The organism is Enterobacter sp. 4974935 (assembly GCF_058661735.1).
The window spans coordinates 3,664,277-3,679,926 of the sequence record NZ_JBZWGT010000003.1 but is presented as its reverse complement, the minus strand read 5'-3'; the positions used below and the strand labels follow the sequence as shown (position 1 = coordinate 3,679,926).

Here is a 15,650-nt window from a genome sequence, read left to right as displayed (position 1 = left end):
CCAACTCCCAAATATGTTCTATGTGGACAATTCAAAGGCCGAGGAATATGCCCTCTTTGCCTTCTTTTGTCAATGGATTTGTGCAAATAAGCGCCGTTAATGAGCGACGCTACGTTACGTAGTGATGGCGCAGGATTCTACCAGCTTGTCTTTCGTGAATACAGCCTTTCGGCATAAAAATCGCAGTTCTCGGGCAGATTTTTTTGCTGTGAAAGGTCAGCCTGATGAAATCATACGGCTTTCTGTTTCGCGTGAACAATCGCCGGTTAACCTTAACCGCCGTACAAGGTATACTTTGGCGATTTTCACTGTTTTGAGCCAGTCATGAAGCTGATACGCGGCATACATAATCTCAGTCAAGCCCCGCACGGGTGCGTGCTGACCATTGGTAATTTTGACGGCGTGCATCGTGGGCATCAGGCGCTGTTGCAGGGATTGCGTAAAGAAGGGGAGGCGCGTGGCCTGCCCGTTGTGGTGATGATTTTCGAACCGCAGCCGCTGGAGCTGTTTGCCGGCGAGAAATCTCCCGCGCGGCTGACGCGTCTGCGTGAGAAGTTACGCTACCTGGCGGAGTCCGGCGTGGACTACGTCCTGTGCGTACGCTTCGACCGTCGGTTTGCCGCGCTGACCGCACAAAACTTTGTCAGCGATCTGTTGGTCAGGCAGCTTGGCGTGCAGTTTCTCGCCGTGGGCGATGATTTCCGCTTTGGCGCTGGTCGTCAGGGCGATTTCTTGTTATTACAGAAGGCTGGCCTGGAGTACGGGTTTGACGTCACCAGTACGATGACCTTCTGTGAGGGCGGGGTGCGCGTCAGCAGCACGGCGGTACGTCAGGCGCTGGCGAACGATGAACTGGACACGGCAGAAACGCTGCTGGGTCATCCGTTCACAATTTCAGGTCGTGTGGTCCATGGCGATGCGCTGGGCCGCACGATAGGTTTTCCGACGGCGAATATACCGCTGCGTCGTCAGGTCTCCCCGGTTAAAGGGGTCTATGCGGTGGAAGTGGCAGGACTGGGTGAGAAGCCTTTCTACGGTGTTGCCAACATTGGTACACGTCCAACGGTTTCCGGTGTGCGTCAACAGTTAGAAGTACACCTGCTGGACGTTGTAATGGACCTTTACGGTCGCCATATAGATGTGATACTGCGTAAAAAAATACGCAATGAACAGCGATTCGCTTCGCTGGATGAACTTAAGGCGCAAATCGCGCGAGATGAATTAACGGCCCGCGAGTTTTTTGGGCTTTAGAACCGGCTTAACTGCCTACGTGATAAATACGGAACCGAGAATCTGATGAGTGACTATAAATCAACCCTGAATTTGCCGGAAACAGGGTTCCCGATGCGCGGCGATCTCGCCAAGCGCGAACCGGGAATGCTGGCGCGTTGGACTGATGATGACCTGTACGGCATCATTCGTGCAGCCAAAAAAGGCAAAAAAACCTTCATTCTGCATGATGGCCCTCCCTATGCGAATGGCAGCATTCATATTGGTCACTCTGTAAACAAGATTCTGAAAGACATTATCGTGAAGTCCAAAGGACTCGCGGGATATGACTCGCCTTATGTTCCGGGCTGGGACTGCCATGGTCTGCCAATCGAGCTGAAAGTGGAGCAAGAGTACGGTAAGCCGGGTGAGAAGTTCACCGCCGCAGAGTTCCGCGCGAAATGCCGCGAATACGCTGCCACCCAGGTTGACGGTCAGCGCGCTGACTTCATCCGTCTGGGCGTGCTGGGCGACTGGTCGCACCCGTACCTGACCATGGACTTCAAAACCGAAGCCAACATTATCCGTGCGCTGGGTAAAATCATCGGCAATGGTCACCTGCATAAAGGCGCTAAGCCGGTGCACTGGTGCGTGGACTGCCGTTCTGCGCTGGCAGAAGCGGAAGTAGAGTATTACGACAAAACCTCGCCTTCTATCGACGTGGCGTTCGAAGCGGTCGATCAGGATGCGATCAAAGCTAAATTTGGCCTGCCAGGCGTAAGCGGTCCAGTCTCGCTGGTTATCTGGACCACCACCCCGTGGACGTTACCAGCCAACCGTGCCATTTCCCTGTCCGGTGAGTTTGAGTACGCGCTGGTACAAATTGATGGTCGCGCGGTTATCCTGGCAAAAGATCTGGTTGAAAGCGTGCTTAAACGCGCGAACATCACCGATTACAGCGTGCTGGGCACCGTAAAAGGCGACGCGCTGGAGCTGATGCGCTTCAAACACCCGTTCCTGGACTTCGACGTTCCGGCGATCCTGGGCGACCACGTCACGCTGGACGCGGGTACCGGTGCGGTGCATACCGCCGGCGGCCACGGTCCTGACGACTACAACATCAGCCTGAAATACGGTCTGGAAATCGCCAACCCGGTCGGTCCGGATGGCTCTTACCTGCCTGGCACCTACCCGGCGCTGGACGGTATCAACGTCTTTAAAGCCAACGACATCATCGTTGACATGCTTCGCACCAGCGGCGCGCTGCTGCACGTTGAGAAAATGCAGCACAGCTATCCGTGCTGCTGGCGCCATAAGACCCCGATTATCTTCCGTGCGACCCCGCAGTGGTTCGTCAGCATGGACCAGAAAGGCCTGCGCGAGCAGTCTCTGAAAGAGATCAAAGGCGTGCAGTGGATCCCGGACTGGGGCCAGGCGCGTATCGAATCCATGGTGGCTAACCGTCCTGACTGGTGTATCTCCCGTCAGCGCACCTGGGGCGTGCCGATGTCGCTGTTCGTGCATAAAGAGACGCAGGAACTGCATCCGAACACCCTGGAACTGATGGAAGAGGTGGCGAAGCGCGTTGAAGTTGACGGCATTCAGGCGTGGTGGGATCTCGATTCCCGTGACATCCTGGGCGCTGACGCGGACAACTACGAGAAAGTGCCGGATACCCTGGACGTGTGGTTCGACTCCGGGTCTACCCACTCCTCCGTGGTTGACGTGCGCCCTGAGTTCGCCGGTCACGCTGCCGACATGTATCTGGAAGGCTCCGACCAACACCGCGGCTGGTTCATGTCATCCCTGATGATCTCCACCGCCATGAAGGGCAAAGCACCTTACCGCCAGGTACTGACCCACGGCTTCACCGTGGATGGTCAGGGCCGTAAGATGTCCAAATCCATCGGTAACACCGTTTCTCCGCAGGACGTGATGAACAAGCTGGGCGCGGATATTCTACGCCTGTGGGTGGCATCCACCGACTACACGGGCGAAATGGCGGTGTCTGACGAGATCCTGAAACGTGCTGCTGACAGCTATCGTCGTATCCGTAACACCGCGCGCTTCCTGCTGGCGAACCTGAACGGGTTTGATCCGGTAAAAGACATGGTGAAGCCGGAAGAGATGGTGGTGCTCGATCGCTGGGCGGTAGGCTGCGCGAAAGCGGCACAGGAAGATATTCTGAAAGCCTATGAGTCTTACGACTTCCACGAAGTGGTGCAGCGCCTGATGCGCTTCTGCTCCATTGAGATGGGGTCGTTCTATCTCGACATCATCAAAGACCGCCAGTACACCGCGAAAGCGGACAGCGTGGCGCGTCGTAGCTGCCAGACCGCGCTGTTCTACATCGCAGAGGCGCTGGTACGCTGGATGGCGCCGATCATGTCCTTCACCGCAGATGAAATCTGGGGTTACCTGCCGGGCGACCGTGAGAAGTATGTCTTCACCGGCGAGTGGTACGAAGGTCTGTTCGACCTCTCCAGCACTGAAGCAATGAACGACGCCTACTGGGACGAGCTGCTGAAAGTGCGTGGCGAAGTGAACAAGGTTATCGAGCAGGCGCGCGCTGACAAGAAAGTCGGTGGCTCTCTGGAAGCGACGGTGACCCTGTACGCAGAGCCTGAGCTGGCCGCGAAGCTGACCGCGCTGGGCGATGAATTACGATTTGTCCTGTTGACCTCCGGTGCGAAAGTTGCGGATTATGCCGAGGCATCTGCTGATGCTCAGCAGAGCGAACTGCTCAAAGGACTGAAGGTCGCACTGAGCAAAGCCGATGGTGAAAAATGCCCGCGTTGCTGGCATTACACTACCGATGTCGGCCAGGTGGCGGAACACGCAGACATCTGCGGACGCTGTGTAAGCAACGTCGCCGGCGACGGCGAAAAACGTAAGTTTGCCTGATGAGTAAAACTCTCTGTTCAACAGGACTGCGCTGGCTGTGGCTGGTGGTAGTGGTGCTGATTATTGATTTGGGCAGCAAGTTCCTGATCCTCCAGAATTTCGCTCTGGGGGATACGGTCCCGCTGTTCCCGTCGCTTAACCTGCACTACGCCCGCAACTACGGCGCGGCGTTTAGTTTCCTTGCCGACAGCGGTGGCTGGCAGCGTTGGTTCTTCGCAGGTATCGCAATGGGTATCTGCGTCGTGCTCGCGGTGCTGATGTACCGCTCGAAGGCCACGCAAAAGCTGAATAACATCGCCTACGCGCTGATCATTGGTGGCGCACTGGGTAACCTGTTTGACCGCCTGTGGCACGGCTTTGTAGTCGATATGATCGACTTCTACGTCGGCGACTGGCACTTTGCGACCTTTAACCTCGCCGATAGCGCAATATGCGTTGGTGCAGCGTTAATCGTGCTGGAAGGCTTCTTGCCTAAACCGGCCGCGAAAGCGCAGGTGTAACAAAACCAGCCGGGTGACGCGTAGCGATCCCGGCCTACAGAATTTGTGGCCCCCGTAGGCCCGGTAAGCGTAGCGCCACCGGGCAACAGGTGACCCAAAACAAGCGAGCAATTTGCATGTCTAAATCCGTACAGAGCAACAGCGCGGTTCTCGTTCATTTCACGCTGAAGCTGGATGACGGCTCCACGGCCGAGTCCACCCGCAACAATGGCAAACCGGCGCTGTTTCGTCTGGGCGACACCTCCCTGTCTGAAGGCCTCGAACAACAGCTTCTCGGGCTGAAAGTGGGTGAGAAAAAAGCGTTCTCACTGGAGCCGGATGCGGCATTCGGTGTGCCAAGCCCGGATCTGATTCAGTACTTCTCGCGCCGTGAGTTTATGGATGCGGGTGAACCGGAGATCGGGGCGATTATGCTCTTTACCGCTATGGACGGCAGCGAAATGCCTGGCGTGATCCGCGAAATCAACGGGGATTCCATCACCGTTGACTTCAACCATCCGCTTGCCGGGCGTACCGTTCATTTTGATGTAGAAGTGCTGGAGATCGATCCGGCGCTGGAGGACTGAAATGCAGATCCTGTTGGCTAACCCGCGCGGTTTTTGCGCCGGTGTAGACCGCGCTATCAGCATTGTTGAAAATGCGCTGGAGATTTACGGCGCGCCGATTTACGTGCGTCACGAAGTGGTGCACAACCGCTACGTGGTCGACAGCCTGCGCGAGCGCGGTGCGATTTTTATCGAGCAGATCAGCGAAGTGCCGGACGGCGCAATCCTCATCTTCTCCGCGCACGGCGTATCCCAGGCCGTACGTAACGAAGCCAAAAGCCGCGATCTGACCGTATTCGATGCCACCTGTCCGTTAGTGACCAAGGTGCATATGGAAGTGGCGCGTGCAAGCCGTCGTGGTGAAGAGTCGATTCTGATTGGCCATGCCGGTCACCCGGAAGTTGAAGGCACCATGGGTCAGTACAGCAACCCGGAAGGGGGCATGTATCTGGTTGAGTCGCCGGAAGACGTTTTTACGCTGAATGTGAAAAACGAAGCGCGTCTGTCGTTTATGACCCAGACGACGCTTTCCGTGGACGACACCTCAGACGTGATTGACGCCCTGCGCCAGCGCTTCCCAAAAATCGTCGGGCCGCGCAAAGATGATATCTGCTACGCAACCACCAACCGTCAGGAAGCCGTGCGCGCGTTGGCTGAACAGGCGGACGTGGTGCTGGTGGTCGGTTCAAAAAACTCCTCTAATTCTAACCGTCTGGCCGAACTGGCGCAGCGTATGGGGAAAGCGGCGTTTCTGATCGACGACGCAACGGACATTCAGGAAGCGTGGGTGAAAAACGCGGCCTGCGTCGGTGTTACCGCAGGTGCTTCAGCGCCGGATATTCTGGTGCAAAACGTCATTGCCCGCCTGCAAGAGCTGGGTGGTGGCGAAGCGGTGCCGCTGGAAGGCCGTGAAGAGAATATTGTCTTTGAAGTGCCGAAAGAGCTGCGAATTGACGCCCGCGAAGTGGAATAATTTCTTTTCTGATGAAAGGCCAGCACCTTCTGTGCTGGCCTTTTTTTTGCTTCGTATCTTATCGTGACGACAAAATCATGTCTTTTACTGATATCTGAGTCGGTTTCACGTTAAATTCTAATTATTGGTGTTTTCAGTTGGCAGCCTTAGCGAAGGCTGGTTAATCTGAAAACGGTTTACATCATTTTAACGTAAGAGAATAACTATGCATGATGCACAGATCCGTGTCGCCATTGCGGGCGCGGGTGGACGTATGGGTCGCCAGCTGATTCAGGCGGCACTACAGATGGATGGCGTGGCACTTGGCGCGGCGCTGGAGCGTGAAGGTTCATCCCTGCTGGGCACCGATGCGGGCGAACTGGCAGGCGCGGGCAAGACAGGCGTTACCGTGCAGAGCAACCTGGAGGCGGTGAAAGAAGACTTTGACGTGTTCATCGACTTTACCCGTCCGGAAGGCACTTTGACTCACCTGGCGTTTTGCCGCCAGCACGGTAAAGGGATGGTGATTGGCACCACCGGTTTCGATGATGCCGGTAAACAGGCCATTCAGGAAGCAGCCGCCGACATTGCGATTGTCTTCGCTGCGAACTTTAGCGTCGGCGTTAACGTCATGCTGAAACTGCTGGAAAAGGCAGCGAAGGTGATGGGCGACTATACCGACATTGAGATTATTGAAGCGCACCACCGCCATAAAGTCGATGCCCCATCTGGCACGGCGCTGGCGATGGGCGAAGCGATTGCTTATGCAATGGATAAAGATTTGAAAGACATCGCGGTCTATTCTCGCGAAGGTCACACTGGCGAGCGCGTGCCTGGCACTATTGGTTTTGCCACCGTTCGCGCGGGTGATATCGTCGGCGAACATACCGCTATGTTCGCCGATATTGGTGAAAGGGTCGAAATCACACATAAAGCATCCAGCCGCATGACGTTTGCAAACGGGGCGGTACGCTCCGCACTGTGGCTAAAAGATAAGCCAAATGGTTTTTTTGATATGCGAGATGTGCTCGAGCTCAACAATTTGTAAGCTTTATTACCCATCGTGATGTGGTTATTGCAGTCGTAACTGTTTGATTGCATAGGGCAATATTTTATTGCCCTTTTATTTTGTCTATTTCAAAGGATTATTGCATTTAACTCATTTAAAGTAAGTGTTTTCATGCTATTTTATGTTACTGTACTGTAAATTTTGACCATCTGGTCCACTTTTTATTCCCGTAAGACGATTGTTTCTTTTAAACTGCCTGCGCAAGCGGTTTCCACAGTGATTTAGTTGATCTTTTTGCCGCTTAATTTGAAATCAAGCCATCAGGCCTGCAAAAGAATAAACAAAATCCCCGTTTTAAGTTGACTTTTACATGGCAAATCCCCAGAATGCCGCCGTTTGCCAAAAATCCGCTGGCAACACATTTGCATTGATCCATGACATGGTTATGAATTAATATGCAAATAAAGTGAGTGAATATTCTCTGGAGGGTGTTTTGATTAAGTCAGCGCTATTGGTTCTGGAAGACGGAACCCAGTTTATCGGTCGGGCCATAGGGGCAACGGGTTCGGCGGTTGGGGAAGTCGTTTTCAATACTTCAATGACCGGTTATCAAGAAATCCTCACTGATCCTTCCTATTCTCGCCAAATCGTTACTCTTACTTATCCTCATATCGGCAATGTCGGCACCAATGCGGCTGACGAAGAATCCTCTCAGGTACATGCACAAGGCCTGGTCATTCGCGACCTGCCGCTGATTGCCAGCAACTTCCGCAACACCGAAGACCTCTCTTCTTACCTGAAGCGCCATAACATTGTGGCGATTGCCGATATCGATACCCGTAAGCTGACGCGTCTGCTGCGCGAGAAGGGTGCACAAAATGGCTGCATCATCGCAGGGGACAACCTCGATGCGGCGCTGGCGCTGGAAAAAGCGAAAGCCTTCCCGGGCCTGAACGGGATGGACCTGGCGAAAGAAGTGACTACCACAGAAGCCTACAGCTGGACGCAGGGAAGCTGGACGCTGGAAGGCGACCTGCCGGAAGCGAAACCGGAAAGCGAGCTGCCGTTCCACGTGGTGGCCTACGATTTTGGTGCCAAGCGCAACATCCTGCGTATGCTGGTTGACCGTGGCTGCCGCCTGACGGTCGTCCCGGCACAAACGTCTGCGGAAGATGTTCTGAAGATGAACCCGGACGGCATCTTCCTCTCTAACGGTCCTGGCGACCCGGCGCCGTGTGACTACGCTATCGACGCCATTAAGTCCTTCCTTGAAACCGATATCCCGGTATTCGGCATCTGTCTCGGCCATCAGCTGCTGGCGCTGGCGAGCGGAGCGAACACCGTCAAGATGAAGTTCGGCCACCATGGTGGTAACCACCCGGTGAAAGATATCGACAACAACACGGTAATGATCACCGCGCAGAACCACGGCTTCGCTGTGGATGAAGCGACGATGCCAGCTAACCTGCGCGTGACGCATAAGTCACTGTTCGATGGTACCTTGCAGGGTATCCATCGCACCGATAAGCCTGCGTTCAGCTTCCAGGGCCACCCTGAAGCCAGCCCGGGCCCACACGATGCCGCGCCGCTGTTCGATCACTTCATCGAACTTATCGAGCAATACCGTAAGACTGCTAAATAATCAGGAGCTGAGAAGACCATGCCAAAACGTACAGACATAAAAAGCATCCTGATCCTTGGCGCTGGCCCGATCGTGATCGGCCAGGCCTGCGAATTTGACTACTCCGGCGCGCAGGCGTGTAAAGCCCTGCGTGAAGAGGGTTACCGCGTCATCCTGGTAAACTCAAACCCGGCCACCATCATGACCGACCCGGAAATGGCAGATGCGACCTACATTGAGCCGATTCACTGGGAAGTGGTACGCAAAATTATCGAGAAAGAGCGTCCGGATGCGGTGCTGCCGACCATGGGCGGCCAGACGGCGCTGAACTGTGCACTGGAGCTGGAGCGTCAGGGCGTGCTGGAAGAGTTCGGCGTGACCATGATTGGTGCAACCGCCGACGCGATTGATAAAGCAGAAGACCGTCGTCGCTTCGACGTAGCAATGAAAAAAATTGGCCTCGACACCGCGCGTTCCGGTATCGCACACAACATGGAAGAAGCGCTGGCCGTCGCGGCTGACGTGGGCTATCCGTGCATCATCCGTCCATCATTCACCATGGGCGGCACCGGCGGCGGTATCGCCTACAACCGCGAAGAGTTCGAAGAGATTTGCGAACGCGGTCTGGATCTCTCCCCAACCAAAGAGCTGCTGATTGATGAATCGCTGATTGGCTGGAAAGAGTACGAGATGGAAGTGGTGCGTGATAAAAACGACAACTGCATCATCGTCTGCTCCATCGAAAACTTCGACGCGATGGGGATCCACACCGGCGACTCCATCACCGTTGCGCCAGCTCAGACGCTGACCGACAAAGAGTACCAAATCATGCGTAACGCCTCGATGGCGGTACTGCGTGAAATCGGCGTGGAAACCGGCGGCTCGAACGTGCAGTTCTCGGTGAACCCGAAAACCGGCCGTCTGATTGTTATCGAAATGAACCCGCGCGTGTCCCGTTCCTCCGCGCTGGCCTCCAAAGCCACCGGCTTCCCGATTGCGAAAGTGGCGGCGAAACTGGCGGTGGGTTACACCCTTGACGAGCTGATGAACGACATCACCGGTGGCCGCACGCCAGCGTCCTTCGAACCGTCCATCGACTACGTTGTGACTAAAATTCCTCGCTTTAACTTCGAGAAATTCGCCGGCGCGAACGACCGTCTGACTACCCAGATGAAATCCGTTGGTGAAGTCATGGCGATTGGCCGCACGCAGCAGGAATCCCTGCAAAAAGCGCTGCGTGGCCTGGAAGTGGGCGCGACCGGCTTTGACCCGAAAGTCAGCCTGGACGACCCGGAAGCACTGACCAAAATCCGCCGCGAGCTGAAAGACGCGGGCGCAGAGCGTATCTGGTACATCGCCGATGCCTTCCGTGCGGGCCTCTCCGTCGACGGCGTATTTAACCTGACTAACATCGACCGCTGGTTCCTGGTGCAGATTGAAGAGCTGGTGCGTCTGGAAGAGAAAGTGGCAGAGCTGGGCATCAACGGCCTTGACGCAGACTTCCTGCGCATGCTGAAGCGTAAAGGCTTCGCCGATGCGCGTCTGGCTAAACTGGCGGGCGTACGTGAAGCGGAGATCCGCAAGCTGCGCGACCAGTATGACCTGCACCCGGTTTACAAGCGCGTGGATACCTGTGCGGCAGAGTTCTCGACCGATACCGCGTACATGTACTCCACCTATGAAGATGAGTGCGAGGCGAACCCGTCCGTCGACCGCGACAAGATTATGGTGCTGGGCGGCGGTCCAAACCGTATCGGCCAGGGCATTGAGTTCGACTACTGCTGCGTGCATGCCTCGCTGGCGCTGCGCGAAGACGGTTACGAGACCATCATGGTCAACTGTAACCCGGAAACCGTCTCGACCGACTACGACACTTCCGATCGCCTCTACTTCGAGCCGGTTACGCTGGAAGACGTGCTTGAAATCGTGCGCATCGAGAAGCCGAAAGGCGTGATCGTGCAGTATGGCGGCCAGACTCCGCTGAAGCTGGCGCGTGCGCTGGAAGCAGCAGGTGTGCCGGTCATCGGCACCAGCCCGGACGCTATTGACCGTGCGGAAGACCGCGAGCGTTTCCAGCAGGCAGTTGATCGTCTCAAGCTGAAACAGCCGGCGAACGCCACCGTGACCGCGATTGAAATGGCCGTTGAGAAAGCGAAAGAGATTGGTTACCCACTGGTGGTGCGTCCATCCTACGTACTGGGCGGCCGTGCGATGGAAATCGTCTATGACGAAGCCGACCTGCGTCGCTACTTCCAGACAGCGGTGAGCGTCTCCAACGATGCGCCAGTGCTGCTCGACCGCTTCCTCGACGACGCGGTTGAAGTCGACGTTGACGCTATCTGCGACGGCGAAATGGTGCTGATTGGCGGCATCATGGAGCACATCGAGCAGGCTGGCGTGCACTCCGGTGACTCCGCATGTTCTCTTCCTGCGTACACCCTGAGCCAGGAGATTCAGGATGTGATGCGTCAGCAGGTGCAGAAGCTGGCCTTCGAGTTGCAGGTTCGCGGCCTGATGAACGTCCAGTTCGCAGTGAAAGACAACGAAGTTTATCTGATTGAAGTCAACCCGCGTGCGGCGCGTACCGTACCGTTCGTCTCTAAAGCGACCGGTATTCCGCTGGCGAAAGTGGCGGCGCGCGTGATGGCTGGCCAGACGCTGGCTCAGCAGGGCGTCACGAAAGAAATCATCCCGCCGTACTACTCGGTGAAAGAGGTGGTGCTGCCGTTCAACAAATTCCCGGGCGTTGACCCTCTATTAGGGCCAGAGATGCGCTCTACCGGGGAAGTGATGGGCGTGGGCCGCACCTTCGCAGAAGCGTTTGCCAAGGCACAGCTGGGCAGCAGCTCCACCATGAGAAAATCGGGCCGTGCGCTGCTCTCCGTTCGCGAAGGCGATAAAGAGCGCGTGGTTGACCTGGCCGCCAAGCTGCTTAAACAGGGCTTCGAGCTGGATGCAACCCACGGCACGGCAATTGTGCTGGGTGAAGCTGGGATCAACCCGCGTCTGGTGAACAAGGTGCATGAAGGTCGTCCGCACATTCAGGACCGTATCAAGAATGGTGAGTACACCTACATCATCAACACCACCGCAGGTCGCCAGGCGATTGAAGACTCCAAGCTGATTCGCCGCAGCGCGCTCCAGTATAAAGTGCATTACGACACCACCCTGAACGGCGGTTTCGCGACGGCCATGGCGCTGAATGCGGATGCCACCGAGAAGGTGATTTCGGTGCAGGAAATGCACGCTCAGATTAGCAAGTAATCTGCGTAGGCCCGGCAAGCGTTAGCGCCGCCGGGCAAGTGGCGGGTGGCGCTTCGCTTACCCGCCCTACGGTTTTCTTTACCCATCTTAAGAACCTTCTGGTTTTTCATCCGCTTTCAGTCAGTTAGCCTAAAATGGTTAGGTCGATAACGAAAATTCAACTGAGAGCAGGGGAAAACACCATGCAAAATAAACTACTGATCGCTTCCGTTCTGGCTGCCACTGCAATGTTCACCGTGGCGGGCTGTTCGTCAAATCAGGCCGTAAAAACCACCGATGGTAAAACTATCGTTACTGACGGGAAACCGCAGGTGGATGACGATACCGGTCTGGTATCGTACAAAAACGCCGAAACCGGTCAAACTGAACAGATTAACCGTGACCAGGTTAAATCAATGGGTGAGCTGGATAACTAAAAAAAAAGCAGTGGCACATGCCACTGCTTTTTTTGCGTCAGAATGATCGATTACCAGCGATGGTTTAACAAAATATGACCGCCGTAAGCGGCATAGCTGTTTTCACCCCACTCACCGCTGGCACGCAGGGAGATCGTTGTGGTTTCGTTCAGGTTGCCGGTTACGCCCAGCTCTAACTGACCACGATCTTCTGGCGTATCGTTGCTGACGGTTTCGTCATTGAATGCCAGATCGTTTTGACCAGCACCTTTCAACCAGTTAACTGCGACGTATGGCTGCCAGGCCTTGACGTCCTTCTGCTGGAAGTAGCTTGCTTTAACGCCAAGACGACCAAAGACGCTGTCATTGTCCAGCGTGGTTACGCGTACGCCGTCGCGATCGGTGTGATTTTCCTGATCGAGATAGCTGTAGATCACCTGCGCCTGTGGCTCGATCTTCCATGTACGTTCATTTTCAGACTGGATAACCCACGCGTGGCCGACTTCAACAGACGCGGCGAAACCTTCGCTATCGTAATCTTCATCGTTACGATTGCTGGTGACTTTGTTGTTGTACCAGCTATAAGCGGCCCAGGTATCAACGTAGCTGCCCAGACGTAATTTCTGATCTTCCTGCCAGGTGGCGTACAGCCCAACATTGAAGCCATCAACTTTACCCTGTGCGTCACGCACGTTGTGCTTCGCATCAGAGTGGGTCTTCGCCTGGCCTGCACCGAACATACCACCGGCACGCAGGATGCCGTTATCCATTGGCTTGCTCATGAAATCGCTGCCGACTTGCAGAACGGTGGTGGTGGTGTCGTAGCTGACTTTATCGCCACCCGCATCGTTCTCATGATAGCGACCCTTAACGTACATCCAGGTGTTCAGATCGTCTTCATTGCGGAAAGTGAGCTGGTCGCGATCGTCGCGCTTATGCAGGAACATGCTCTGCGCAGCAAGGTAGTTACCTAAGTAAGCACCCACTTCAGGTGCCATAACTTCCGGGGCACTGTTACCGCCGTTATCGGTGTTGCCGCCGTTATCGGTGTTGCCGCCGTTGTCAGTGTTGCCGCCGTTGTCAGTGTTGCCGCCGTTGTCGGTGTTGCCGCCGTTGTCAGTGTTGCCGCCGTTGTCGGTGTTACCACCATCATCGGCGTTACCACCGTCATCTGTGTTACCACCGTCATCGGTGTTACCACCATTATCGGTGTTGCCACCGTCATCGGTGTTACCGCCGTCATCATTATTGCCACCGTCATCGGTGTCGTCGGAAGGATCATCAGAAGGCGTCGCCTTTGATTCCAGATACCAGTTTCCGTCACTGTGCTGGTAGAGGTTATACTCCCAGGCGCCTGCGACGACCGGTTTTGCCAGCGTCAGCTGGGCTTCGGAACTGCCGCCAATGCTGACAATTTCCATACCGTTAATGGTTTGCGCGCCTGCGCCGCCAATGTTGGTAATGCTGACGCCGGACTGACCGAAGCTGCTGCCCGTAATGGTGAGGTGGTCAGTTGGTGAGTTATCTTCACCCAGAGTGCTGTTCATCACAATCTGGCTACCGTCAGAGCCGGTGTAGTCGCCATTAATCGTAAAATTATTGCCAACGCTATTATCAGCCGCACTCAGCAACAGCGTGCCGCCATTAGCCACGTTGCCGTTGATGGTATCAACACCGGAAGCGCTGAGCGTGGAGTTACCCTGGACTGCATTCCATGCCGCCAGCGTACCGCCGCTAAGAATCGCGATGTTGTTGTTCACTTCGCCTGCGGTGGCAAAGGTCGCGCCGTTTTCAACGGTAACGGTGGCGTTACTGCCCTTGACGCCGAGCGTTGCTCCGGTGGAGACCAGCGTGGTGCCACCGTGCAGAACCGTATTCCCTGTATAGCTATTTTTGCCTGTCAGGGTCAGCGTGTTGGAATCAACTTTTTCGACGTTACCGCTACCGGTCATGTCGGTGGCGAAAGTGAAATCGCTACCCTGATTAAAAATGACGGTACCATTGTTGGTGAGCCCACCGCTGAGCGTCGCAGTTTTTTCGCCATCGCCCAGTTGCAGCGAGGCGTCTTTGGCCACCCGCGTATTACCGGTATTCGATACCGCACCCGACAGGGTTAACGCGCCAGTCTCTATCAGCAAGGAGTCGCCAGAGCCAATAATGTCGAGATCGCCCGACAGTGCCCAGCTTTCACCCTCCATTTTTACGCTGGCAAAACCGTCGCCTTCATTCAGACCCACGAAGTTACTGTCTTCCGTACCGGTGCCGATCAGAGTGAGAGTGTTTCCCATGGAATTGGTGGAAATAACGTCACCGATAAGAGTGGAACCCGTATCAAGTACCAGGGTGTTATTTTTATTGCTGGCGAACATAATAGCCGCAGTATCGCCACTAATCGTTCCGCTATTCGTAATATCTACTTTTGCCGTATCTTTTACATTAATGCCGTTCTGGGTTCCTTGTACCGTACCACTGTTTAATATCTTTGTATTGCCAGTGCCTAGTGTGATAGCGTCACCGCTTGTACCAATAATTGCACCGCTGTTATTAATACCAATGCCAGTCTGAGAACTCAGGCCTGTTTTTCCTTTTATCACTCCAGTGCTGGTGTTGGTAATATTTACTGCTGAGGAGCTTTCACTGACATAAATGCCATTTACCGCACCGATGATATTTCCATTGTTGTTGAAATCGCCGAGTAATGACTGAATATTGACAGCATTCGCTGTGGTGGAAGAAATGGTTGCACCACTGTCATTGTTAATAACTACACGTTGCGCGCCAGTATTAATATCCAGGCCAGTTCCTGTACCGGAAATATTTCCTTTGTTAGTGACATTATCGATCGCAAACCCAGAGACCGATACCGCCGCTTCACTACCGGCGGAGGAGATTGTCACGTTTTCATTAATAATATATTCAGCATCGGCTGAGAAATCTTGAGGAACAGAAGTTGATTGGTCAATCGTTGCAGAAAACGCAACCGCAGGGGTGCATATCAACAAGGCAGGAAATATCTTTCCAAGAGTTTTGGTTGTATGATTTAATCTAAAGAAATTGTTGCTCATGTACACATCCATTTGAGTGAGAAGGAACATTAGATAACGTGCGTAAAACGTATTTAGTCCGTCTTAAAGCGTGAGCTTAAAACAAAAAAAGCATAAAATTATTATTTTTTCAATAGGTTATGTACAGGTTGATTTATTAAATAATGACTTAAGTTTCGCTAAAAATATCTGTTGATAATATGAATG

10 protein-coding genes and 1 pseudogene are annotated in these 15,650 nt (G+C 54.5%); 10 read left to right on the top strand and 1 reads right to left on the bottom strand.

What is annotated here, in order from left to right; genetic code table 11:
- Positions 1–99: 99 nt before the first annotated feature.
- The 10 genes and pseudogenes from AC4OVS_RS18840 to AC4OVS_RS18795 all read left to right on the top strand — a co-directional run bounded on the left by AC4OVS_RS18840 (position 100) and on the right by AC4OVS_RS18795 (position 12,420).
- Positions 100–317, top strand: a pseudogene (locus tag AC4OVS_RS18840) (DUF2575 domain-containing protein).
- Between the two features lie 7 nt (positions 318–324).
- Positions 325–1,251, top strand: a complete 927-nt coding sequence (gene ribF / locus AC4OVS_RS18835; RefSeq protein ID WP_023299293.1) for a bifunctional riboflavin kinase/FAD synthetase — start codon at positions 325–327, stop codon at positions 1,249–1,251.
- A gap of 45 nt (positions 1,252–1,296) precedes the next feature.
- Complete coding sequence (ileS, locus tag AC4OVS_RS18830) at positions 1,297–4,113, top strand: isoleucine--tRNA ligase (protein WP_491922628.1); 2,817 nt, start codon at positions 1,297–1,299, stop codon at positions 4,111–4,113.
- On the top strand, positions 4,113–4,613 hold the full coding sequence (gene lspA / locus AC4OVS_RS18825) for a signal peptidase II (RefSeq protein WP_048966494.1): 501 nt from the start codon (positions 4,113–4,115) through the stop codon (positions 4,611–4,613). The genes ileS and lspA overlap by 1 nt, the downstream gene beginning before the upstream one ends.
- Positions 4,614–4,729: 116 nt before the next feature.
- Positions 4,730–5,179, top strand: coding sequence for an FKBP-type peptidyl-prolyl cis-trans isomerase (gene fkpB, locus AC4OVS_RS18820; RefSeq protein ID WP_023299296.1), 450 nt, complete (start codon positions 4,730–4,732; stop codon positions 5,177–5,179).
- A gap of 1 nt (position 5,180) precedes the next feature.
- Entirely contained in the window at positions 5,181–6,131 is a 951-nt protein-coding gene (ispH, locus tag AC4OVS_RS18815; protein WP_022647010.1) for a 4-hydroxy-3-methylbut-2-enyl diphosphate reductase, read from the top strand.
- A 205-nt stretch (positions 6,132–6,336) separates the two neighbouring features.
- Positions 6,337–7,158, top strand: coding sequence for a 4-hydroxy-tetrahydrodipicolinate reductase (dapB, locus tag AC4OVS_RS18810; RefSeq protein WP_491922627.1), 822 nt, complete (start codon positions 6,337–6,339; stop codon positions 7,156–7,158).
- A gap of 454 nt (positions 7,159–7,612) precedes the next feature.
- Complete coding sequence (gene carA / locus AC4OVS_RS18805; protein WP_023299297.1) at positions 7,613–8,761, top strand: glutamine-hydrolyzing carbamoyl-phosphate synthase small subunit; 1,149 nt, start codon at positions 7,613–7,615, stop codon at positions 8,759–8,761.
- 18 nt (positions 8,762–8,779) lie between these two features.
- A complete protein-coding gene (gene carB, locus AC4OVS_RS18800; RefSeq protein WP_032625437.1) occupies positions 8,780–12,004 on the top strand; it encodes a carbamoyl-phosphate synthase large subunit in 3,225 nt (1,074 codons plus the stop codon).
- A 182-nt stretch (positions 12,005–12,186) separates the two neighbouring features.
- A complete protein-coding gene (locus AC4OVS_RS18795) occupies positions 12,187–12,420 on the top strand; it encodes a YgdI/YgdR family lipoprotein (protein ID WP_003856439.1) in 234 nt (77 codons plus the stop codon).
- Positions 12,421–12,470: 50 nt separating this feature from the next.
- Here AC4OVS_RS18795 and AC4OVS_RS18790 read toward each other — a convergent pair whose 3' ends face one another.
- Positions 12,471–15,476 carry an autotransporter family protein gene (locus AC4OVS_RS18790; RefSeq protein WP_491922763.1) on the bottom strand — a complete coding sequence of 1,002 codons (3,006 nt, stop codon included), beginning with the start codon at positions 15,474–15,476 and terminating at the stop codon, positions 12,471–12,473.
- Positions 15,477–15,650: the final 174 nt, after the last annotated feature.